Consider the following 21,618-nt stretch of genomic DNA (forward strand, 5'->3'; position numbering starts at 1 on the left):
ATCTTGCCGCCCGCTGTTGCACAGGTGTTGCACGGCGTTGCAACGCCGGTCACTCACCCCGCCCGGCCGCGACCTGCTCGGCCTCGGCGAGCAACCGGGCCTCCGCGGCGGCGTACTTCTCGAGCGCGTGGTTCGCCCGGTAGCCGAGGTCGACGGCCTTGGCGAGGTACTGCTCGGTCATGGTCTCGACCGCCTCGGGCGCGGCGCCGCCCAGGGCACTGCGGGTCGCCACGATGGCGCGCGGATCCAGGACGTTCCGGATCTCTTCGGCATCCAGATCCAGCGAACGCCCGACGACCGACAGCGCGGCCTGATCGAGGTCTTCCGACGTGATGTCGACACCCCGGACGCCGCGCCGGCTGGCGTCGCGCACCACCTCCCCGACCACGAGGTACGCCGCCCGGTAGTCCAGGCCGCACCGGAGCATGACGAACTCGGCCAGGTCCGTGGCCTGGGTGTACCCCTCCTCGAGGCGCTCCCACATCCGGGTCTCGTTCACACTCAGCGTGTCGACGACACCTTCCATCAGCGCCGTGATGCGGGTCGCGAACTCGACCGCCTTGGGGATCTCGCCGTACGCGAAGATCAGGTTGTCGCTGCGGGCCGACGGGCTCTTCACGACCGCCAGGAATCCGGTCAGCCGCCCGATCAGGACGCCGCCGCCACCGCGGACGATCGACAACGCGTACGGGTTGCGCTTCTGCGGCATCAGCACCGACGCGCGGGTGTACGGGCCGGCCAGGTCGATGTAGTCGAACTCCTGGCTGGACCAGATCTCCAGGTCCTCGGCCAGCTTGGACTGGTTGGACAGCAGGCTGACGCTCGTACTCAGGACATCGACGAAGGTGTCGGTCTGCCACATCGCGTCGCGGGTGTGCGTGATGACGTCGCCGAACCCGAGCAGGTCCGCGATCACTCGCCGGTCGTCCAGCAACCGGCTGCCGTTGACGCATCCTGCGCCACCGGGACTCGTGTTGACCTGGTCGAGTGCGTCGAGCAGGCGTTCGCAGTCCCGGATCGCCGGCGGCACGAAGGCCAGCAGGTAGTGGCCGAACGTCGACGGCTGCGCCTGCTGGAGGTAGGTCTGATCCGGCATGTAGACCTCGCGGTAGCGGGCCGCCGTACGACAGGTGGTGGCTGCGAACTCGGCGGCGCCGGCCGCGAGCTCGGCGGTCAGTCGGCGTAGCAGGATCCGCAGCGCGACCCGGGCCGCCTCCCGCCGGGGCCGGCCCGCGTGGAGCCAGCCGGCGTCGTCACCGATGGTCGCGACGAAGTGCCGCTCGCGCGAGTTGTACGGCTCGCCGTACGCCGCGTCGTACGGGAAGTCCTCCGGCCTGGTGCGATGCGTGTCCAGTAGCACGCCGAGCAGCGCCGCGGCGGCGCGGTCGGGGATGATCCGGCGGTGGCGGAGATCGAGTACGTGCGCGATGTCGGCCATGTTCAGCCCGTGGTGGAGCAGCGGTGCGTCGGCGATCTCCCAGGCGAATCCCGCGTCGACGAGTTGCTGCGCGGGCCGATCCTTGGACGGGCCCTCGACCCGGCGCGCTGAGTTCACCGCTGTCATGACGTTGCCTCCTCGCCGACGGCCGCGATCGCGGCTGCCGTGGTGGTGAGTTCGTCGGCGGCTGCGAGTGCCCCGCCGGTGCTCCAGTACAGGACGGGCCCGGGCAGCTCACCGCGATGATCGTTCAGCCACAGCAGTGCCTTCGCGTTGTACACGGGGTCGGCGACGAATCCGCTGTGCTGCAGCAACGCGCCCGCCAACCGGTCCGCCTCGGGCCATCCCCCGCCGTAGCCGGGTCCTCGTCCGTCGACCACTCGCCACCGCGGCAGCGGACCGCCGGCACCGACGAGCCGGGCGCATTCCGTGGCACGTTTGGCGACCTGTGCCTCGATCTCCGCGACGGGCCGGGAGACCGACACTCCGACCACCTCGACCCCGTCGCCGTCAACTGACGCGAGGCCGGCCACCAGACCGGCGATGCTGCCTCCCGAACCGACCGGGATCACCACAGTGACCGAGCGACCGGCCAACTGCGCGACCAGCTCGGTGGCGGCCACGGCGAAACCACAGGCGCCGATCGGAGTCGCTCCCCCGCGAGGTACGACGTACGGACGCCTGCCCTCGGCTCGCATCCGGCCGGCCAACTCGCCCGCGCGAAGATCCATGCTCCTGCGATCCGCGGAACCGGTGAACTCGACCTGAGCACCGGCACTCCTCGACAAGGCCAGCGCAGCCGCACCGGCGCGCGGGTCGCCGTAGCAGACCTGTACGACGTCGATCCCTTGCCCGGCCGCGGCAACGGCCAACAGGGCGGCGAAGTTGGAGGTGGGGCCGCCCGCGACCACGATGGTGTCGGACCGCAGCGACAGCGCATCGGCCAGGACGTACTCGAGAGTGCGCACCTTGTTGCCGCCCCACGCGAATCCGGTCAGGTCGTCGCGCTTGACGAGTACGTCGCGCAATCCCGGCGTACCCGCGAGATCCGCGACGTGATGGACCGGGGTCGGGAAGATCCCCAGGGGAATCCGCGGGAGGCTCGCTAGCGCCACGACGCACTCTCCCCCGCGCGGCGGCGGATGGCGCGGACGACGACCTCGTCGGCCATCGCCGCCGCGGCGCCGGTGTCGACCCGGTCGAGCTCGGCCAGCTCGGCCGCCTCGATCCGCCCGTCGAGCACCGCTGTGAGGGAACGGCCGGTGCCGATCGCGGCCCGGTACGCGTCCTGCAGCGTCGCTTGCGCCTTGTGCTTGCCCAGCCGGGCCGACATCGCGCTGAGCAGCCGCTCCGAGGACGCGGTTTCCGTCGCTCTCAGGTTCGCGAGCATCCGCGCGGGGTCGACCTCCAGGCCGCCGACCAGGGACCGCGTCATCCCGGCCGCGGCCAGCGTGTAGTGGCTGAGCTCCGGCAGCACGACCCACTCGGTCTTCCAGGATCGTCCGTCTCGCTCGTGCTCGCCGATCACGGTCTCGGCGAGCACACCCGCCAACGAACGCACCAGACGCGCGAGCGTGACGACCTGCTCGGACACCTCGGGATTGCGCTTGTGCGGCATCGAGATGCTGCCCACCGTGCTCGACGGCGACGGCTCGCGCACCTCGGCGAGCTCGGCCCGGGCGAGCACGTAGACCTCGTTCGCGATCCGGGCCATCGCGCTGACCGCGGCGGCCAGCACCTGGGCGAACTCCGCGAGCCGATCGCGGGTGGTCAGCCAGGAGATGGCCGGCTCCCCGAGACCGAGTCTCTCGCAGTACGCCGTACGCAGCGGGATCGCCTGCGCGCCGAAGAACCCGAGTACGCCGACCGCACCGCCCAGCTCCGCCACCAGCCAGCGGTCGCGGCCCTGATGAAGGCGCTCAAGGCTGCGGCCGATCTCGTCGGCCCACGTCGCGGCCTTGAACCCGAAGGTGATCGGAGCCCCCGGCTGACCGTGCGTACGACCAACCATCGGCGTCGCGCGGTGCCGCTCGGCAAGAGTCAGGAGCTCCGCCTCGATCGCCCACAGATCCCGCCAGACAAGCCCGGCGACCTCAGCGATCTCCAGGACCTGCGCGGTGTCCGAGATGTCCTGGACGGTGGCGCCGTAGTAGACGTGCTCGGCCGCTTCCGCGGGCAGCATGCGCTGCAGCACCTGGATCAGCCCGAGCGTCGAGTGCGATGTGGTCCGCGTTCCTGCCGCGATGCCGGCCAGATCGAGCCGGCTGCCGCGCAGGCCGGCGATCGCGGCCGCCGAGGAGGCGGGGATGATGCCGACGTCCGCCTGGGCCTCGGCGAGCGCGATGATCACGTCGACCCACCGGGCGACCCGAGCGGTCTCGGCGAAGATCCCGCGACTCTCCGCCGTACTCCACTGATGACCGAAGATCGCGGAATCGATCAGATGTGCGTCCATGCCACCTCCGCCCGTTCGACGATGATCTCGAGCGCCGCGCGGACCTCGGCCAGCGAGGCGCCCCACGGAACGACCGTTCCGGTTCGCTCGCTCTCGACGCCCTCCTGGAGCAGGCAGCAGCGAGTCAGCGTGCTCCGGCCATCCGGCTTCAGCCACTGCCGCGGGCAGATGTCGACCCGCTCCGGCGTACTGCCGTAGAACCATTGATGGATCTGGTTGGACCGCTCACACCCGAGCAGCGTCCAGTCCCGTTCGGGCGGTCGTTCGTCGAGGAACGACACCGCGCTGCCCGGGAAGTCCATCCCCGAGCCACGGCACGGGATCAGCAGATCTCGCGGAGGTACGTCGTGCGCCGCGGCGAGCAACTGCCGGCTGTCCACGAGATCAGGTACGACGACCACCGGCGGGAGATCCTCGGCCGTGGCCAGCACCCGCTGGACCTGGTCCAGCAACTTGGCCCGACCAGGCGGAACGACGTCGACCAATCTGATCCGGAGCGGAGCGGGATTGAGGATGAAGCTCACGTGCGAGTACGAGCCCTCGACCACGACACAGCGGACGCCGGGGAACCTCTCGGCGGCGGCTGCCAGTTGCGAAGGAACGGCGGTGTCAACGGTCTCGTCCACCACGACCGCGCAGTCGTCGGCTCCGGCCAGCACCCGGGCCGAGATGGTCAGCGTGAACAGGTCGTCCGACGGCTTGCGGTCCACCTCGACGAGGGCCACGCGGCCTTCGTGCCGGGCCACGACGAAGCGGGTCCGGAAGTACACCTCGCGATCGGTGAAGTGCTCGGTCAGCCAGGCCGGGTCGAGCGTCGGGACACTGGCGACGGCGACCTGCCGATAGCGCCCCGGAATGACGTTCGGCGCCTCCGGATCGGTCGGCCGGCTCGTGATCTGCTCGTCAGTGCGCACGGACCGAGGTCTCCAGGGCCGCACCGAGCCCGATCGTGTCGGAGCGCAGGCCGCGACGCAGCGTTTCCAGGCCCATCACGTCGTCGAGGGCGATGTTGCCGAGGTTCACCTCGGAGCCGAGACGCCGCAGCAGGTGAGCCTGCTGCGACCGCTGCGGAGCCTCGTAGACGATGAATCCGGCCGCACGTGACGACACCAGTTCATCGAGCAGATCCTCCCGCAGCTCGCCGCCGGCGTCGTACAGACCGACGGTGCCGCTCTCGCGACCCTCCGCGACCAGCCAGCGGGCGCCGGCGTCCAGGTCCGACTCGAGCTCGTCCGTCCACTCGGCGGCGGACACCAGGTCACCCGGGTCCTTGCTGCCGACCTCGGCGAAGACCTCGAACCCGAGGGACCGGGCCTGCCGGATGATCCGGTGCTTCTCGGCCAACGGCAGGTCCGTGCTCCCGCGGGACACCTCGACGCACTCGAATCCGGCCCAGGTGGCGAACTCGAAGAACTCGTCGACCCGGCCCTGCAGCCAGGCGATCTCGAGCAGCGTGCCACCGGTGCACGGCTTGACCTGATGGTCGCGCAGCAGCCGGACCTTCTCGGCCAGCGCCGGCTCGATGTACGCCGTACCCCAGCCGAGCTTCCAGATGTCGATCCAGCCGGCGTACGCCTGGAGAACCGACGCCGCGCGGTCGAGGGAATACCCTTTGTCCAAGACGTGGGTGAGCCCGGCCGAACGGGGTTTGGTGGATCGCTCCGGCAGCGTGAGGAAGCTCGGACCAGACCCAGCCATTGCGCCCGCCTCTCCAGCCGACTCGCCCGGGAGGATCGACACCCTCCACTATCAGTGATGTATTTATATCATAGGAAACGCCGAGGCCGACCCGGGAGAGGAGCGTCACCTGATGTCCACCCATGCGGCGCCCTCGACCGTCTTCGTGCTCGGCACGCTGGAGGTCACCGACGCGGACGGACGCCGCCTCGGTCCCGTTCCGGCCGGCCGGGCCGGGATCCTGCTGCGCCGCCTGGTGGCCGCGGGCGGTGCACTCGTGCAGATCGACGCCCTGGTGGACGCGCTCTGGGACGACGACGATGCTCCCCTCGCCGCCGACCGGGTGATCGCGTCGCTCGTCAGCCGAGTACGCCGGGCGGTCGGCTCGGACGTGATCACCGGATCGTCGTCCACCGGCTACCGCTTCAACAGCGGGCGGGCGTGGACCAGTGATCTCGCACTCGTCGAGGACTTGGCCAAGTCCGCGCAAGCACGCGCCGCCCTGAGTCCGGCCGTGACCGTGACCGCCGCGCGGCGTGCCTTCGGACTTCTCACCCGTGGCCACCCGGAACTTCCGCCGGCCTTCGCGCAACGAGGTTGGGCCGAGGATCAGCAGCGGCACGTGGATGCGCTGGGCCGCCGGCTGCACCGCGCCAGCTGGGATGCGCAGGCACAGCTGGGCATGTGGAGCGACATCGCGAGCCAGGCCGAGTCGGTGCTCGCGCAGGCCCGCCAGGACGAGCAGGCCGGTCGCGCGCTGATGAACGCGCAGTGGCATCTCGGCGATCGCGCGTCGGCGCTGCGCACGTACGAGGAGCTCCGGCTCGAGCTGCGCGACGAGCTGGAGGTCGAGCCCAGCCCGGAGACCGACGCCTTGTTCAGCGCGATCGTGAGTGGCGCCGAACCCGGGCCGGTGCTCACTCCGCGTCCAGGCGAGGTCGCCGGCAGCTCGACCCTGATCGGCCGGCACGACGAGTACGCCGCGATGGTCGACCGCTGGCACCTAGCTGCCGCCGGTCAAGCCGGGGCGATCCTGGTCACCGGAAGCCCGGGCTCGGGATGTTCGTCGCTGGCGCAAGACCTGGCCGACTACGCCGATCGCGGTGGCGCCCGCGCGATCCGGGTCGACTGCTTCGAGGGCGAGCGGTCGTCACCGCTGCAGCCACTCGTCACAGTGCTCAGCCGGATCCTGCTCTCGACCGCTCCCGACGCCCTCCCGGCCATGCTCGGTTCGTGGACCGACACGGCGGTGGAGCTGGTGCCCGATCTGCGCGACGTCGTGGGCGCAGCGGAGTACCGGCGCGCGAGCCCGGAGATCGAGCACCGGCGGATTCTCAACACCCTGCGCCATGTGCTCACGACCGCGGCCGAAGCCCAACCGTTGTTGCTGTTCTTCGACGACCTGCACCTGGCCGGCACTGCCACCTTGGAAGCACTCCAGTGGCTCCTCCACACCATCAGCGATGCGCCCCTTCTCGTCGTGGCGACCGTCCCGTCCGACCGGCTGGACCCAGACCTTCGCGCCTTGGCAGGCAACGGCTTGCTGGTCGAGCTCGGTCCGCTCACCGAGGCGGAGGTGGCCCAGCTGGCGAAGCAGGCAGGCCGCGCTTCGGAGGCGGCCTTCGTCTGGGAGCTGACCCAGGGCCAGCTGATGTTCGTGATCGAGGTGCTCGCCGCCTTGAACCGCGGGGAGCCCGAGCCGGAGATTCCCGGCACCCTGCGCTCGATGGTGCTCGACCGGGTCCGACGCAGTGGCAGCGATGTGGACGAGTTGCTCCAGGCCGCGGCCGTGATCGGGACCGCCTTCGACCTTGACACCCTCGAGCAGCTGGCCGGTCGTCCGGCTGTCGATATGATGCCCACGCTGCAGAAGGCGATGGCGGCCGGTTTGCTTGCCTCCCGCAACGAGTTGTTCGTGTCGTCGCCGCCGATCCTGCTGCAGGCGCTGTACGACAATCTCCCCGGACCGGTCCGGGTGCTGCGGCATCGTCAGCTGGCGGAGATCTTCTCGGCCCGGCCGGAGCTGCGGGCACATCACCAGGAGCGCGCCGGCCTCACCGCGGCGGCGGCGAGGTCGTGGTACGAAGCGGCCACCTTGGCGCGCCGCTCGTTCGCGAACGCCGACGCCGTACGGCTGTTCACCTCGGCGCTCGACGCCGCCCGCAAGGCCGCCGATCAGGAGCTCGAAGGGCTCGCCCTGATCGGCCGGGGTGCGGCTCGCGAAGAGCTCGGTGACTTCGACGCGGCGACCGACGACCATCAGGAGGCGGAGGCGCTGGCTGTCGCCCGCGGGGACCGGTCGCTTCGCGCCACCGCGGTCGAGCGGCTCGGCTGGACGGCGTACTACCGACGCGACGTCGAGGAAGCCGTCGCCCGCGCGGACGAAGCATCCCGGATGCCCGGCGCCCGGCCCAGCGCGTGGAACCTGCTCGGCCGGACCAAGCACTGGGCCGGCGATTTCGACGCCGCCTATCGCGCGTACGAGCGCGCCCTCGACGAGAACGGCGACGAGGACGGGGCGGTGAAGGCCTCGGTGTCGAGTTGCCTCGGCGCACTGCTCGCGCACGCCGACCGGTACGGCGAGGCGATCGAGGTGCTCGACGACGCGGTCGCGATCTCCAACCGCATCGGCGCGTTCCATCCGTTGCTGCGGGCACTGTTCTTCGCCGGCCTGGCCCGCGGCAACGCCGGGGATCTGTCCGGCGCCCTGACCGTGCTGCAGACGAAGGCCGCGATCCTCGAGCGGTACGACGTCTCGTTCTACCGCGCGCGGACGAACACCACACTGGCCTGGGTCTGGCGCGAGCTCGGCGAACCCATCCGGGCCCACGACCTGTCCGAGCTCGCCCTGAGTCAGTCCCGCGAGGTGGAGGCGGGCAGCCTGCAGATCGAGCAGGAGCTGCATGCCTTGTGCTCGCTCGCGGACAGCGAGCGCCTCGATGGCCAGACGGAGCTCGCCGCCGAGCGGCTGGAGACGGCCGGCCGGCTGATCGAGCACTGGCTGCCGTTCCGGTGGCGGGCGGACCTCCGCGTTCGCGAGGTACGCTGCCGGATCGGACTCGACGATCCCGAGTCGCTGCTCGATGCCGCGCGTACGGCGGGCTCGCTCAAGTACCAGGCCTTGGCGTTCCACCTGCTGGGCCGCGGCGAGGACGCCGCGACCCTCGCTCGGCAGACCGGATCCCTGCTGCTCCTCGGTGAGGTCGGCGGCCCCGACGAGGCCCGCGACGCGCTGCGCCGGTTGGAGGCCACACTCCCCCGGCAGCTCAGGACGAACTTCGCGCAGGCGGGACGGCTGCCGCGCGCCAACTCCTGACGGTCCCGGCGGCGGTGGTGGCGAGTCCGATCCCCCAGAGGAGAGCAACGCCTGACGACCCGCCGATGGCCGACACCGTCGCCACCGCCTGGTCGAACCCGGTGACGTCGTTCGCCGCCGCGTGCGCCACCAGGTCATGCACAGGTGCCAGGCTCTGACCCCGGGCTGCCCAGGCCAGGAACGAACGACTGAGATTCGTCGTCGCTGCTTCCGCTGCGACTCGCAGCAGACCGTCGGGGTCGTCGCCTCGCCAAGCGTGGACCAGCAGGACACCCGCGAGTACGTCGTCGCCGGTCGGCGTCAGGCCGCCGCCACGGCCTTCGAGCAGCTCCCTGGCCGCGGTCAGATCGTCCGTGGCCACGGCCCGCCGCACCGACTCCCAGCAGTTCCGCAGATCCTCAGGCACTGCCAGCCGGTGGCGCATCGCCTTCAGGGCTGTCGTCGCCAGGTGCAGGTCGGTCGCGGCCGGCATCCGTGGCCGGTACACCGCGGCTCCGGCCAGGTCCAGCTGCCATTCGGTCGAGCGAAGCCGCCCGCCGTCGCGCCAGACAGCGAGGCCCTCCGGCACGCGAGCGGGGGCGTGCTCGACGATCAGGTGGATCGGCCCGGGTGCCACGGCAGGTCCGGCGACGGCGTACATGTCGCCGTGGACCTGCACGTAGCAACCGTGCCGGAAGGTTCCCACCACGGTCCCGTGCGCCCCGTCGGGGTGGGCAGCCGCGACAGCCTCCCCGACGACGACCGGCGCGAGGTGCTCGGTCACGTGGTCAGGCAAGCCGTCGGTCGAGATCGAGCAACGCATCGGTGAAGGGCTCGATCGGGGCCCAGGCCACGCCGGCACCAACCTGACCGGCGCCATCGGTCTTGTGGATGATTCCGGTGTTCACGGCCGGCGTGATGCCGAGCTCGACCACCTTGCGTACGTCGACACCCACCGGGGTCCCGACGTTGTCGAGGATCGGCAGCCGGAACCGCGGGCTCTCCCCCGCACAGATGCGCTGCATGCTCCGGGTGGCGGCGATCGCGTGCGACATCCGGCCACCGAGGAAGCCGGCCACCGCGGGCGAGTTCGCCGCGGCCGGGCCGCCCAGTCCGACCAGCTCGAGTACGGCGCTGTCGCCGATGTCCGGCGCACTCGTCTCCGGGCCGAAACCCGGGTAGTACAAGGCATCCTGGATCGGCGGCGAGGGCGCGAGGAACCAGTCACCACCGCCGGCCAGGCGGACGCCGTACGTCGTCCCGTTGCGTGCCATCGTCGTGACGATGCTCGCGTCGCGCACCTCGCCGGCCCACTCCACCAGCGACTTCGCCGCGGCCATCGCCACGTTGAGGAACATCAGGTGGTTGCCGCTGAGGAAGGTCGCCACCTCGGGCGCAGCGGGGTGCTGCGCCCGCACCAGGTAGGGCAGCAGGTCGCGCAGGAACAGGTTCGTGGTCGCCTGGACGCGCATGTGCACGTCGTCGCCCATCGGAACGCCTTGCGCGGCAAGGGCGAAGGCGTCGACCGGACCGTGACTCGCGAGGGCTTCGGCCAGCACCGGTCCGACCTTGTCCCGGACGAACACGATCCGCGCGATAGCGTCGTCACTGTCGACACCGAACCACTGCACCGCGCCCGATCCCTGATTGATGCTGGAGTACGCCGTCGTACCGCCGAGCTCGTTCTGGACGACGTACACCGGCGCCGACGGGCCGATCGACGTGGCCATCGGGACCACCGTCCGGTGCTCGTTGGCGGGCTCGAGCTCTACCTCGCCCGACTCGACCAGCCGGCCGGCGGCAGCGACATCGGGAGCCCAGCCCTCAGCCACCACGGCTGCCCGCACCGACCGCTGGAGTGGGTCGGGCATCTGTTCCCAGGCGATCGAGGGACCACAGTGCAGGATGGTGCGCTCGCCCATGCCCGGGATGACGGCACCTGCGCGGTCGACGCCGACCAGCAGCGGCACGCCCTCGTTGAGCCGCCGGATCACCTCGGCGTTGGCCTTGTCGATCCGGCCGGCCGCGGGACCCAGCATCCGGGCCAGCGCCGCCACGGTCCGAGCGTCACCGCCGCCGGGGATCCGCCAGTCCACACCGATCACCGGCCGGCCCTGATCGCGCAGGGCGGTCTCGAACAACGGGAGCCCGATGTTGACCACGTCAACGGCGGCCGGCAGATCGACGACGGGAGTCTGACTCATCACGATGCCTTTCGAGGGGTGACAGCCGGAGCAGATATCTCTCGACCGATATGAGCATCTACTATAGGATACGAGTCATGATCGATCCAGCCCCGACTGCCGTCCAGTCCCTGCCCCGCGTGGACGACGTGGTGGCGGTCGTCCGCCGGCACGCGGGCGTCTCCGGGAAGGGCGCGATCGCCCAGGTGTGCGAGTTCGTCGACACCAGCGATCCCCTCCACGGTCCCGGCGACGACGGCGCCGTGGTCCGGCTCGACGGCGCCTCCGCCGTGGTCTGCGGTGAGGCGATCGCACCGGCCTTCGTCCGCCAGGATCCGTACGGCGCGGGCATTGCCGCCGTCCTGGCCAACGTCAACGACGTCGCCGCGATGGGCGGAGTCCCGAAGGCCATCGTGAACACGGTGGTCGGCCGCGACGCCGACGTGACGGAAGTCCTCCGTGGAATGGCCGACGCCGCCACGATGTACGACGTCAAGATCGTCGGCGGCCATCTGACCCGGGCCGACGCGGACACCTCGTTGTCGGCGTTCGCGCTCGGCCAGGTGCACTCCGCGCTCTCGATGGCGCACGTACGACCGGGCCAGGCAGTGCTGTTCGCGGCCTGTTTGGACGGCACGATGCGGACGGACTTCCCGTTCTTCACCTCCATCGCGGCGCAGTCCGCGACCTTGGCCCGCGATGTCCGGCTGCTCGCCCAGGTCGCCGACGACGGGTCAGCCGTCGCCGCGAAGGACGTGTCGATGGCCGGCGCACTCGGATCGCTGGCGATGCTGCTCGAGTTCACCCGCCACGGCGCGTCCGTCGACCTCCGGCGGATGCCGATGCCGGCCGGCGCGGACCCATTGCGCTGGCTGATCGCCTTCCCGACGTACGCGTTCTGGCTCACCGCTCCGGCGGATCGCGTCGCGGACTGTGCCGCAGTGTTCGAGCGGCACGGTCTGGTCTGTGCAGAGGTGGGTCAGGTGACCGAGGGCAGCCGGCTGACCGTGGGAGACGGCGAGCACGAGGCGGTCCTGATGGATCTGGCCACGGAGACGATCACCGGCCTGTGGGCCTGAGGCCTCAGCCTGCTCGCAGATCCGGCACCTCGACGAGCGGCTCGAGCATGAGCTCGACCGGTCTCCCGGGCAGGAGGAAGGCCGGCGCCTGCGTCAGGTCGTAGACCATCGGTTGGTGGTCGCGGCCGCAGTACGGCGCGGGAGCACCGGCCCGGGTCCAGCCGAGCCGCTCGAAGAAGCGCACGTTCGGCAACTGGATCTGGGCCACCATCTGGGCGCCACCGAGTGCGCAGGCCGTCGCGACGGCAAAGCGGACGAGCTCGGCCCCGACCATCGAGGACCGGTGCGACGGGAGTACGGCGAGCCGGTCGCCCTGCCACAGCTCGCCGTCCAGCCGGTACAGCCGCACCGTGCCGGCCGCGCAAAAGCCCTGCGCAGCCAGCACGTGGATCGTGTTCGCGTCGCGGTCGTGCCCATCGAGATCGGTGAGCTCCAGGATGCGCTGCTCGAGCACGAAGACGCGCTGACGGATCGCGTAGTGCCGGGCGAGATCCGGCCCGGCCGCCCGCCAGACACCGATGTCGGGCGAGCGCGTCATCACGCGCTCCGCACCGGCAACCGGCCCGGCATGCCCAGCTGGATAGTTCGTTCGAGCGACCCCAGGGCCGAGCATGCCTGACACCGCGCGCAACCCGCGGAGACTTTGTCCGCGGTAAGTCCGCGCTTGACCAGCTCGGGCGCCACCGCCCGCGCGATGCGCTCGGTGTAGGCACGACTCGGCGGGACGGCATCGGCCATCAGGCTGCCGGGCACCGGGCGCAGCGGAACGATGAACGGGTAGACACCGATGTCGATCGCCCGCTTGCAACCGGCCAGCGTGACCTCCGGATCCTCGCCCATACCGAGGATGACGTACGTCGACACCTGTCCTTCGCCGAACCGCTCGACGGCATACTCCCAGGTCTCGAAGTAGCGCTCGATGCCCGTACGGGCCTTCGGCGGCGCGACCCGGGCGAGCACCTGCGGATCGAACGACTCGACATGGATCCCGAGCGAGTCGATGCCCAGGCTGTGCACCTTGTCGATGACAGCCAGGTCGGTCGGCGGTTCGAACTGCACCTCGACCGGCAGCCCGGAGGCCTCCTTCATCGCATGGCCGCACTTGCTGACGTAGTACGCGCCGCGGTCCTTGCCCCACGTCGACCCCGTGGTGAGGGTGATGTCCACGGCGCCGTCGAGATCGCGCGCGGCGACCGCGACCTCGGCGAGCTGCTCGGGCCGCTTCACCTTGACCGTGTTGCCCGACGCGAGCGAGACACCGATGCCACAGAACGTGCACTGGTCGTCGTTCCCCCAGTAGGCACAGGTCTGCAGCACGGTGCTCGCCAGCGAGTCCAGGTGCATCAGCGCAAGTTTCCAGTACGGCGTACCGTCCGCGGTCTCGAGGTCGTAGAAACGCGGCCGCCCGGCCGGTGTCGCGGACGCCAGCCGCACCCCGTCGCGGTAGATCCCGTGGCCGGAATCCTCCCGCTCCAGGGAGTACGGCGTACTCGCGACGTACGCGGCGTCGACGGGGACCGTGACGGGCGTCCCCTCGACCCAGATCATGCCCGCGTCCGACGGACCGGCGCCACCGGGCCGGCGCTCCAACGGTCCGCTGACCGTGAGCCCCTTCTCCTGGAGCTCGAGGATCAGGTCACTCAGCCGACTGCCGTCGTCGACCGTGGCGATGGGGGTCCGGGTCTGTGCCGTCTGGGTCACGGGAGCGTCCTTCCGAGCGTGTCGTCCTGCAGCGCAATTGGCTTACCGTATCTCCTGACAGACACGTTCGTCTATCATCCGACACGATCTGCCGCGGCCGCCTCCTCGACGACCTCCCGCAACGCGGCCTCGCCACTGCGGAAGGACGAACTGTCGGAGTACGCGAGGTCGGCGATTCCGGGGTCGTCGTCCACGAGGTCACCGGTGCGCGGGTCGAGCCGGACCACGGTCAGCGTGCGGACCGTCGCGCCCGTGGTCAGCTCCGGCTGGACCGCGGCGACGATCGCGAGACCGGACGCGAGGTGCATCCGCGTGGTGCCGTACGGATCTGCGAACCCCGCCAGCAGGTCACCGCTCTCATGCAGGACGACCCAGTCAGCCCCCTCCTGCCGGGCCGCAGCGATGAGCTCGGACCTGGCACGCCGGGTCTCGTCGGCCTGCAACGCCGCATGGCGTAGCGCGAAGGCCGCACCTGCCACTTGATCCACCGGCAGCGAGCCGAGCGCCAGGCCGACCCGCTCCACGGCGGCGGCGACGATCTCGCCGGCCTCCGGCCAGCGATCGACCAAAGCGGCGGTCGACGTGATGTCCCGCAGTTCGTCGACGATCGCGCGGACCAGCTGGACGGCGCGTTCGTAGCGCCCGACATCTCCGCCACCCAGGGAGTACAGCGCCTGTTCCGACGCACGCCAGGAGGATCGCAGCGCTCGGGCGGTCATCTCGTCAGTCATCGCACATCTCCCTGGTCGAGTTCACTCGACATCTACTATACGACATGACCATCTGCTATGTTGTGCCATCTGCATCGGGCGGATGCCAACGCCCGCCCCCCGGACAGTGGGAGCCGTACATGAGCGATATCGCGGTCATTGCCCTCGGCGGCAACGCACTCACCCGCGAGGACCAGCGGGGCACCGTCGAGGAGCAGTACTCGAACGCCTTGGCCATGGCCAAGTCCGTCCGGTCGCTGTTGCGCAGAGGCTGGCAGATCATCATCGTCCACGGGAACGGGCCGCAGGTGGGCAACCTGGCGATCCAGCACGAGGAGGGCGCCCGGCTGGTGCCGGCGCAGCCGCTGTTCTCCCTCGGCGCGATGACCCAGGGAGCCCTCGGCAGCCTGATCTGCCTGGCCCTGCACGAGGTCTGCGGCCGCGAGATCTCCGGTGCGGTCTCGGTCGTCACCCACATCGTTGTCGACCGCAACGATCCCGCGTTCGCCCAGCCCAGCAAGCCGATCGGGCCGTTCTTCACCGAGGGCGAGGCGGAGCAGTTCGCCGGCACGCGCGGCTGGACCATGGTCGCCGACGCGGGCCGCGGCTTCCGCCGGGTCGTGCCGTCCCCGACCCCGCAGGCGATCCTCGAGGCGAACGCCGTCGCGGCGCTGACGCAGTCCGGTCACATCGTCGTCGCCGCGGGCGGTGGCGGCATTCCGGTGATCGAGGAGAACGGCGCCTATCGCGGCGTGGACGCCGTCATCGACAAGGACTTCGCCGCTGAGCGGATCGCGGTCGCGGCGAACGCGAACGCGCTCGTGATGGTCACCGGCGTGCCGTCGGTCAAACTCGACTTCGGTACGCCGCAGGAGCGGTCCGTCGAGGAACTCACGGTGACCGAGGCCCGGCGGCATCTCGCCGACGGGCAGTTCCCGCCCGGGAGTATGGGCCCGAAGATGAGCGCCGCGATCAAGTTCGTCGAGGGCTCGTCCTCGGCCGAGCGGCCGCGCTTCGCCGCGATCACCACCCCTGAACTCGTCTACGCGACCCTCGACGAACCCCACGGGGTGGTTGAGGGACACCGTGGCACTCGGATCCTGACCGAGGACGTCCCCACCCCCGCCACCACCAAGGAGCTGGTCGGATGAGCACCCGCGTCGCCGTACGCAAGAACTCCTACAAGGACAGCGTGCGCCTCCTCGAGGCCACCCGCGCGATCCTCGGATCGCCCGGGGTGTCCTGGGGCTGGGCCCTGATGGCCACCCCCGCCAACCTCGAGACCCTCGCGGAGCAGGGCATCGCCGGCGACGCGGACGGCGCAGCCGCGAACGATCTTGTGCTAGCAGTCCGGGCCGATGACGACGACTCGGCGGCAGCGGCGCTGGAGACCGCCGAGGCGACGCTCTTCGCGGCCAACGCGCAGGAAGCGGACGACGCCGTACCGAACGCCACCGATCTGGCCGGCGCGCTGGCCGAGCGGCCGGATGCCAACGTCGCGATCATCTCGGTGCCCGGCTCGTACGCCGCGCTCGAGACGCACAAGGCGCTGACGGCCGGCCTGGATGTGCTCCTCTTCAGCGACAACGTGCCGCTCGAGGAGGAGATCGAGCTCAAGGAACGGGCCCGCGACCTCGGCCGGCTGGTGATGGGGCCGGGTGCCGGTACGGCGATGATCGCCGGAGCCGGCCTCGGGTTCGCCAACCGGGTCAGCGCCGGTCCGGTCGGCATCGTCGCCGCGGCCGGAACGGGGGCGCAGGAAGTGATGAGCCTGCTGGACCGCTGGGGCATCGGAGTGTCGCACGTCATCGGCGTCGGCGGCCGTGACCTGTCGCCCGAGGTCGGCGGCCTGATGGCCGAGTCGGCGCTGCGCGCGCTCGACGCCGACGAGCGGACCCAGGCGATCCTGCTGGTGTCCAAGCCGCCGTCCCGCGAGGTGGCCGAGCGGCTGCTGAAGGTACCGTCCAAACCGACCGTGGCCGCGCTGATGGGCCTGCGGGACAGCCTGTCCACCGCGGAGCACGTGACGGTGGTCAACACCCTCGAGCGGGGTGCCGCCGAGACCGTCGCCCTGGTCGGCGGATCAGCCCCTGATCTGGTGCAGGGGCTGGCCGAGGAGGTGGCCGGTCTGATCACCGGGCTGGCACCGGCACGACGCAAGGTGGTCGGTCTCTACAGCGGTGGAACGCTGTGCTACGAGGCGCTGACGATCGCCACCGACCACCTCGGCCCGATCCACTCCAACGTCCCGCTGGACAAGTCGCTCACCGTCGACGCGGCGACTCCCGACTCGCATCTGTTCCTCGACCTCGGCGAGGAGGAGTACACCAAGGGCCGTCCGCACCCGATGATCGACCCGCAGGCCCGGATCGAGTTCCTCGAGCGGCAGGTCGACGACGCCGCCGTGGCCGCGGTCCTCCTCGACGTGGTGATCGGCGACGGTGCCCACCAGGATCCGGCCGGTACGCTCGCGCCCGCCATCGAGAAGGTGGTCGGCTCCGGCGCGACGGTCGTCGCCTACGTGCTCGGCACCGAGCTCGACCCCCAGGGATTCGCGGCCCAGCAGGACACCTTGCGCCGCGCGGGCGCCATCGTCACCGAGACGGCCGCCCGGGCCGCGCTCGCCGCCTCGGCGATCGCGTTGCGCGACCCCGCTCTGGTCGCGGCGGAGCTGTAGCGATGGCTGACCGCCTGCGCCTCGCGCTCACGACGTACTCGGTCAAGCCACGCGGTGGCGTCGTCCACACCCTCGAGCTCGCCGAAGCACTGCAGGCGGCCGGGGTCGACGTCACCGTGGTGGCTCTGTCCGATCAGGGGAAGGGCTTCTTCCGGAAGGTCGACGTGCCCGTGCACCTGGTCGAGGCACCGGCCCCCGCGGCCACGCTCGAGGAGCGGGTGTTCGACTCGATCGCGACGCTGACCGCGTGCTTGAGCGAGATCGGCGACCAGTTCGACATCGTGCACAGCCAGGACTGCATCTCGGCCCGGGCCGCCGCACGCGTCCGCGATGCGGGCGCTCCGTACCGGCTGATCCGCACTGTCCACCACGTCGACGACTTCACCACCCAGGCGCTGATGGACTGCCAGCGCAACGCGATCCTCGAGCCGGACGACGTGCTCGTGGTCAGCAAGCTCTGGCAGGAACAGTTGCTGCGGGACTACGGCGTCCACGCGGCCATCGTCACCAACGGCGTACGCACCGACAGGTTCGGCGCCGGCATCAGTGAGCTGCGCCGCAAGGAGTTGCGGCGCAGGATCGGCGCCGGCGACCGCTTCGTCTACCTCACGGTGGGCGGCATCGAGCCGCGCAAGGGCACCGCCTATCTCGTCGAGGCGATGGCCCGGCTGAAGGCGACGCATCCGGACCCTCCGCTGCTGGCGATCATCGGCGGGCATTCCTTCCAGGACTATCGCGCGTACCGCGAGAACGTCCTCGACTCGCTGGAGTCGAGTGGTCTGCGGCTCGATGACGACATCGTCCTGCTCGGCACCGTTCCGGACGAGGAACTGCCGGAGTGGTTCGGCGCGGCCGACGGTTTCGCGTTCCCCTCGATGAAGGAGGGGTGGGGGCTGGTGGTCCTCGAGGCGATGGCGGCGGGGCTTCCCGTGGTCACGTCCGACATCGACGTGTTCCACGAGTTCCTGACCGACGAGCAGGACGTCCTGATGACCGGCGCGGGCAACGCCGAATCGCTGGCGCTGGGTCTGGCGCGCCTGGTCGACGACGACACCACCCGGCAGCGGCTGGCCTTGCGCGGTCCGGCCGTCGCCGCGGCGTACCCGTGGTCCGGCACCGCCGCACAGCACCTCGAGGTCTATCGACGAGCACTCTCATCCACCACCGAAGGAGACCACGACCAATGCCGAGCAACGTAGCCACCACCGAGCGCATCCCGGTCTGGGCGTACCTGATCGCCGTAGTGTCGTTGATCGCGCTGTACCTGATGCTCCAGGACAACGGCGCGGTGCTGTCGACCCTGGCGCCGTACGTCCACGAGTTCACCCACGACGGACGCCACATTCTCGGCGTGCCCTGCCACTAGGGACGACGAGATGAACCTCTGGCCGTCAACACTTCGTGCCGCGCTCACCGGCGGACTCGCCGCCGGTGTGGTCGCGGCCGCTTTCAGCTTCGTGGTCGTCGAACCGACTGTCCGGCTCGCGCTGGCCGTCGAGGCGAGCCGCACCGCGATGGAACACGCGCACGGCGAATCAGGGCACGACACCGAGCTCGTCTCGCGCGGCCTGCAGCAGGTCGGCGGTGCAATTGCCGTGATCGTCGCCGCGCTGCTGCTGTCCCTGCTGTACGCCGTTGCCCTGAGCCGCTTCCGGCGTACGTCGAACTTCAGCGAGCTGGCCAGTGCCTTGGTCGTGGCCGGCGGCGGCTTCGCGGTCTTCGCACTCGCGCCCGGCCTCAAGTACCCGGCCAACCCGCCCGCTGTCGGCGACCCCGACACGGTCACCGAGCGCACGCTCCTCTACGCGTGCGCGATCGCCATCGCGGCTCTGGCACTCATCACGCTGCTCGTCGTCGTCCGCACCGCCCGGCGGCGCGGGTGGTCGTCCACCCGCACCTGCTGGAGCGTCGTCGGCGTGCTGGTCGTGGCGGGTGTCCTTCTCTTCGCCGGTCTGCCGCCCAGTCCCGATGCGATTCCCGCCGACGTCGCCGCGGGCCTGGTCTGGCGGTTCCGGCTCCAGTCGCTCGGCACGCTCGCACTGCTCTGGACCACGTTGGGTCTGGTGACCGGCACGCTGCTGGCACGGGCGAGCCATACCGCTACGGCGTACGCCCGAACTCACCGGGCGTTGAGCGGTCGCTGACCCTCCCGCTCCCCGGCATCGAGTACGTCGATGCCGGGGAGCTTCTTGCCCTCGAGGTACTCCAGCGAGGCCCCTCCCCCGGTCGAGATGTGGCCGAAGGCGGTCTCGTCGAAGCCCAGTCGCCGTACGGCGGCCGCGGAGTCACCGCCGCCGACCACCGACAGCCCGTCGATCTCCGTCAGAGCCTGTGCCACGGCACGGGTGCCGGCCGCGAACGCATCGAACTCGAAGACGCCCATCGGGCCGTTCCAGAAGACGGTCCGGGCGTCGGCCAGCGCGGCCGCGAACGCCTTCGCGGACTCGGGGCCGATGTCCAGTCCCATCCGATCCACAGGAATCTCGTCGGCCCGCACGACCTCGGCCACGGCGTCGGCCGCGAACCTGTCGGTGACCAGCACGTCGACGGGCAGCAGGAGCACGCCCCGGTCCGCCGCGCGTTCCAGGTATTCGCGGCAGACCGGGATCTGGTCCGCCTCGAGCAGGCTGTTGCCGACCTCGTATCCTTTGGCCGCAAGGAAGGTGTAGGCCATGCCGCCGCCGATCAGCAGCCGGTCGGCCTTGCCGAGCAGGTTGTCGATCACGCCGAGCTTGTCGGACACCTTCGCACCACCGAGCACCACGACGTAGGGCCGCTCGGGAATCCGGGTGAGCCGCCGGAGTACGTCGATCTCGGTGGCGACGAGCTGACCCATTGCCGCTGGCAACCGTTGTGCCACGTCGTACACGGACGCCTGCTTACGGTGCACCACGCCGAAGCCGTCGCTGACGAAGGCATCGGCGAGAGCAGCCAACCGGTCCGCGACCTGGCCGCGCTCGGCATCGTCCTTGCTGGTCTCGCCGGCGTTGAAGCGCACGTTCTCCAGCAGCGCGACCCGGCCGTGATGAAGCGATTCGACCGTTGCCTGGGCGCTCTCGCCGACACTGTCGGTCGCGAAGGCCACCTGCGCGCCGAGCAGTTCGCCGAGCCGCTCGGCAACCGGAGCGAGCGAGAACGTCGGGTCCGGCGCTCCGTCCGGCCGGCCGAGATGCGCGGACACCACGACCCTGGCGCCTCGGTCTGCGAGCCGCCGGATCGTGGGAACGCTGGCCCGGATGCGCCCGTCGTCCGTGATGGTGCCGCCGTCCAGCGGGACGTTCAGGTCCGATCGGACCAGGACTCTCCGGCCGCGTAGTCCACCCAGCTCTCGGCTGAGGTCGTCGATGGTTGCCATCGGCTCAGAGACTCGCGCCGACGTGCATGACCAGGTCGGCCAAGCGGTTGGAGTAGCCCCACTCGTTGTCGTACCAGCCGACCACCTTGACCTGGTTGCCGATCACCTTCGTCAGCGGTGCGTCGAAGATGCAGGACGCCGGGTCGGTGACGATGTCGGAGGAGACGATCGGGTCGGTGGAGTAGCGCAGGTAGCCCTTGAGCTCGCCGTCGGCCGCCGCCCGCACGACCTCGTTGACTTCCTCGACCGAGGTCTCGCGCGCCGCTTCGAACGTCAGGTCCGTGGCGGAGCCCGTCGGCACCGGGACCCGGATCGCGTAGCCGTCCAGCTTCCCCTTCAACTCGGGCAGCACCTGGCCGATCGCCTTCGCGGCGCCCGTCGAGGTCGGTACGACGTTGATCGCAGCGGCCCGGGCCCGGCGCAGGTCCTTGTGGATGTTGTCCTGCAGGTTCTGATCGGCGGTGTAGGCGTGGATCGTGGTCATCAGCCCTTTGACGATCCCGAGACCGTCATGCAGGGCCTTCGCCATCGGGGCGAGGCAGTTCGTGGTGCAGGAAGCGTTCGAGATCACGGTGTGCGCGTCGGCGTCGTACTGGTCGTGGTTGACACCCATGACGATCGTGACGTCGTTGTTCGTGGCCGGAGCCGAGATGATGACCTTCTTCGCGCCACCGCTGTCGATATGCGCGCGGGCCTGGTTCGCGTCGGTGAAGAGGCCGGTCGACTCGACCACCAGATCGACGCCGAGGTCCTTCCAGGGCAGCTTCGCGGGGTCGCGTTCGGCCAGGGCGGCGATCGACGCGTCGCCGACGACGATTTCGTCGCCGGTCGCGCTGACGTCGGCGTCCAGTCGGCCGAGGATCGAGTCGTACTTCAGCAGGTGCGCCAGGGTGGACCTGTCGGTCAGGTCGTTGACGCCGACGATCTCGATGTCGGCCCCGGATGCGCGGACCGCGCGGAAGAAGTTGCGGCCGATCCGGCCGAAGCCGTTGATGCCGACACGAACAGTCATGAAGACGGAACCTCCAGAGTGGACGGGGAACGATGA

19 protein-coding genes are annotated in these 21,618 nt (G+C 70.4%); 7 read left to right on the forward strand and 12 right to left on the reverse strand.

Annotated features, from left to right (window positions below; all coding sequences use genetic code 11):
• Positions 1 to 49: 49 nt before the first annotated feature.
• The 5 genes from OG555_RS01420 to OG555_RS01440 are packed head-to-tail and all read right to left on the reverse strand — an operon-like array spanning position 50 to position 5,591.
• Complete coding sequence (locus OG555_RS01420) at positions 50 to 1,564, reverse strand: argininosuccinate lyase (protein ID WP_329480392.1); 1,515 nt, start codon at positions 1,562 to 1,564, stop codon at positions 50 to 52.
• Entirely contained in the window at positions 1,561 to 2,553 is a 993-nt protein-coding gene (locus OG555_RS01425) for a 1-aminocyclopropane-1-carboxylate deaminase/D-cysteine desulfhydrase (protein WP_329480394.1), read from the reverse strand. The genes OG555_RS01420 and OG555_RS01425 overlap by 4 nt, the downstream gene beginning before the upstream one ends.
• On the reverse strand, positions 2,544 to 3,893 hold the full coding sequence (locus OG555_RS01430; protein WP_329480396.1) for a class-II fumarase/aspartase family protein: 1,350 nt from the start codon (positions 3,891 to 3,893) through the stop codon (positions 2,544 to 2,546). Before OG555_RS01430 ends, OG555_RS01425 begins: the two co-directional genes overlap by 10 nt.
• Complete coding sequence (locus OG555_RS01435) at positions 3,878 to 4,807, reverse strand: DUF7714 family protein (protein ID WP_329480398.1); 930 nt, start codon at positions 4,805 to 4,807, stop codon at positions 3,878 to 3,880. Before OG555_RS01435 ends, OG555_RS01430 begins: the two co-directional genes overlap by 16 nt.
• A complete protein-coding gene (locus OG555_RS01440; protein WP_329480400.1) occupies positions 4,797 to 5,591 on the reverse strand; it encodes a phosphosulfolactate synthase in 795 nt (264 codons plus the stop codon). The genes OG555_RS01435 and OG555_RS01440 overlap by 11 nt, the downstream gene beginning before the upstream one ends.
• Positions 5,592 to 5,703: 112 nt before the next feature.
• On the opposite strand from OG555_RS01440, the gene OG555_RS01445 reads away from it, so the two are divergent.
• Positions 5,704 to 8,886 (forward strand): ATP-binding protein, encoded by a 3,183-nt coding sequence (locus OG555_RS01445; RefSeq protein ID WP_329480402.1) that lies wholly within the window; start codon positions 5,704 to 5,706, stop codon positions 8,884 to 8,886.
• On the opposite strand, the gene OG555_RS01450 is transcribed toward OG555_RS01445, so the two are convergent.
• Together OG555_RS01450 and OG555_RS01455 are read right to left on the reverse strand one after the other, a co-directional pair.
• The gene (locus tag OG555_RS01450) at positions 8,837 to 9,649 is read right to left on the reverse strand and encodes an oxamate carbamoyltransferase subunit AllH family protein (protein WP_329480404.1); all 813 of its coding nucleotides are present in this window, start codon (positions 9,647 to 9,649) and stop codon (positions 8,837 to 8,839) included. The two genes, OG555_RS01445 and OG555_RS01450, sit on opposite strands and share 50 nt — an antisense overlap.
• A 4-nt stretch (positions 9,650 to 9,653) precedes the next feature.
• Positions 9,654 to 11,069 (reverse strand): DUF1116 domain-containing protein, encoded by a 1,416-nt coding sequence (locus tag OG555_RS01455; RefSeq protein ID WP_329480406.1) that lies wholly within the window; start codon positions 11,067 to 11,069, stop codon positions 9,654 to 9,656.
• Between the two features lie 77 nt (positions 11,070 to 11,146).
• Here OG555_RS01455 and OG555_RS01460 point away from each other — a divergent pair, with 77 nt between their 5' ends.
• Entirely contained in the window at positions 11,147 to 12,127 is a 981-nt protein-coding gene (locus tag OG555_RS01460; RefSeq protein ID WP_329480407.1) for an AIR synthase related protein, read from the forward strand.
• Between the two features lie 4 nt (positions 12,128 to 12,131).
• Here the strand turns inward: OG555_RS01460 and OG555_RS01465 are convergent, their stop codons facing one another.
• The 3 genes from OG555_RS01465 to OG555_RS01475 form a co-directional block, all read right to left on the reverse strand.
• A complete protein-coding gene (locus OG555_RS01465) occupies positions 12,132 to 12,665 on the reverse strand; it encodes an MSMEG_0567/Sll0786 family nitrogen starvation N-acetyltransferase (protein WP_329480409.1) in 534 nt (177 codons plus the stop codon).
• Positions 12,665 to 13,828 carry an MSMEG_0568 family radical SAM protein gene (locus OG555_RS01470; protein WP_329480411.1) on the reverse strand — a complete coding sequence of 388 codons (1,164 nt, stop codon included), beginning with the start codon at positions 13,826 to 13,828 and terminating at the stop codon, positions 12,665 to 12,667. The genes OG555_RS01465 and OG555_RS01470 overlap by 1 nt, the downstream gene beginning before the upstream one ends.
• Positions 13,829 to 13,902: 74 nt before the next feature.
• Entirely contained in the window at positions 13,903 to 14,559 is a 657-nt protein-coding gene (locus tag OG555_RS01475) for a hypothetical protein (protein ID WP_329480413.1), read from the reverse strand.
• A gap of 119 nt (positions 14,560 to 14,678) precedes the next feature.
• Between OG555_RS01475 and OG555_RS01480 the strand changes: the two genes are divergently transcribed.
• The 5 genes from OG555_RS01480 to OG555_RS01500 are packed head-to-tail and all read left to right on the forward strand — an operon-like array spanning position 14,679 to position 19,359.
• The gene (locus tag OG555_RS01480; RefSeq protein WP_329480415.1) at positions 14,679 to 15,689 is read left to right on the forward strand and encodes a carbamate kinase; all 1,011 of its coding nucleotides are present in this window, start codon (positions 14,679 to 14,681) and stop codon (positions 15,687 to 15,689) included.
• Complete coding sequence (locus OG555_RS01485; protein WP_329480417.1) at positions 15,686 to 17,215, forward strand: hypothetical protein; 1,530 nt, start codon at positions 15,686 to 15,688, stop codon at positions 17,213 to 17,215. The genes OG555_RS01480 and OG555_RS01485 overlap by 4 nt, the downstream gene beginning before the upstream one ends.
• A gap of 2 nt (positions 17,216 to 17,217) precedes the next feature.
• Positions 17,218 to 18,414: an MSMEG_0565 family glycosyltransferase gene (locus tag OG555_RS01490; protein WP_329480419.1), complete on the forward strand. Its 1,197-nt coding sequence runs from the start codon at positions 17,218 to 17,220 to the stop codon at positions 18,412 to 18,414.
• Positions 18,399 to 18,581 carry a CbtB domain-containing protein gene (locus OG555_RS01495; protein ID WP_328518967.1) on the forward strand — a complete coding sequence of 61 codons (183 nt, stop codon included), beginning with the start codon at positions 18,399 to 18,401 and terminating at the stop codon, positions 18,579 to 18,581. The genes OG555_RS01490 and OG555_RS01495 overlap by 16 nt, the downstream gene beginning before the upstream one ends.
• 10 nt (positions 18,582 to 18,591) lie before the next feature.
• Positions 18,592 to 19,359 carry a CbtA family protein gene (locus tag OG555_RS01500; RefSeq protein WP_329480421.1) on the forward strand — a complete coding sequence of 256 codons (768 nt, stop codon included), beginning with the start codon at positions 18,592 to 18,594 and terminating at the stop codon, positions 19,357 to 19,359.
• Here the strand turns inward: OG555_RS01500 and OG555_RS01505 are convergent.
• Both OG555_RS01505 and gap read right to left on the reverse strand, forming a co-directional pair.
• Positions 19,335 to 20,570 carry a phosphoglycerate kinase gene (locus OG555_RS01505; RefSeq protein WP_329480423.1) on the reverse strand — a complete coding sequence of 412 codons (1,236 nt, stop codon included), beginning with the start codon at positions 20,568 to 20,570 and terminating at the stop codon, positions 19,335 to 19,337. The genes OG555_RS01500 and OG555_RS01505 overlap by 25 nt on opposite strands.
• A 4-nt stretch (positions 20,571 to 20,574) precedes the next feature.
• On the reverse strand, positions 20,575 to 21,582 hold the full coding sequence (gene gap, locus OG555_RS01510; protein WP_329480425.1) for a type I glyceraldehyde-3-phosphate dehydrogenase: 1,008 nt from the start codon (positions 21,580 to 21,582) through the stop codon (positions 20,575 to 20,577).
• Positions 21,583 to 21,618 lie beyond the last annotated feature (36 nt).

Origin of the sequence: Kribbella sp. NBC_01484 (assembly GCF_036227145.1) — a bacterium.
Taxonomy (GTDB): Bacteria; Actinomycetota; Actinomycetes; order Propionibacteriales; family Kribbellaceae; genus Kribbella.

Coding starts and splice junctions, on each gene's coding strand:
- OG555_RS01420 (WP_329480392.1), bottom strand. CDS start 1,564: ATGACAGCGGTGAACTCAGCGCGCCGGGTCGAGGGCCCGTCCAAGGAT.
- OG555_RS01455 (WP_329480406.1), bottom strand. CDS start 11,069: ATGAGTCAGACTCCCGTCGTCGATCTGCCGGCCGCCGTTGACGTGGTC.
- OG555_RS01505 (WP_329480423.1), bottom strand. CDS start 20,570: ATGGCAACCATCGACGACCTCAGCCGAGAGCTGGGTGGACTACGCGGC.
- OG555_RS01475 (WP_329480413.1), bottom strand. CDS start 14,559: ATGACTGACGAGATGACCGCCCGAGCGCTGCGATCCTCCTGGCGTGCG.
- OG555_RS01460 (WP_329480407.1), top strand. CDS start 11,147: ATGATCGATCCAGCCCCGACTGCCGTCCAGTCCCTGCCCCGCGTGGAC.
- OG555_RS01490 (WP_329480419.1), top strand. CDS start 17,218: ATGGCTGACCGCCTGCGCCTCGCGCTCACGACGTACTCGGTCAAGCCA.
- OG555_RS01500 (WP_329480421.1), top strand. CDS start 18,592: ATGAACCTCTGGCCGTCAACACTTCGTGCCGCGCTCACCGGCGGACTC.
- OG555_RS01440 (WP_329480400.1), bottom strand. CDS start 5,591: ATGGCTGGGTCTGGTCCGAGCTTCCTCACGCTGCCGGAGCGATCCACC.
- OG555_RS01430 (WP_329480396.1), bottom strand. CDS start 3,893: ATGGACGCACATCTGATCGATTCCGCGATCTTCGGTCATCAGTGGAGT.
- OG555_RS01465 (WP_329480409.1), bottom strand. CDS start 12,665: ATGACGCGCTCGCCCGACATCGGTGTCTGGCGGGCGGCCGGGCCGGAT.
- OG555_RS01485 (WP_329480417.1), top strand. CDS start 15,686: ATGAGCACCCGCGTCGCCGTACGCAAGAACTCCTACAAGGACAGCGTG.
- OG555_RS01495 (WP_328518967.1), top strand. CDS start 18,399: ATGCCGAGCAACGTAGCCACCACCGAGCGCATCCCGGTCTGGGCGTAC.
- gap (WP_329480425.1), bottom strand. CDS start 21,582: ATGACTGTTCGTGTCGGCATCAACGGCTTCGGCCGGATCGGCCGCAAC.
- OG555_RS01445 (WP_329480402.1), top strand. CDS start 5,704: ATGTCCACCCATGCGGCGCCCTCGACCGTCTTCGTGCTCGGCACGCTG.
- OG555_RS01480 (WP_329480415.1), top strand. CDS start 14,679: ATGAGCGATATCGCGGTCATTGCCCTCGGCGGCAACGCACTCACCCGC.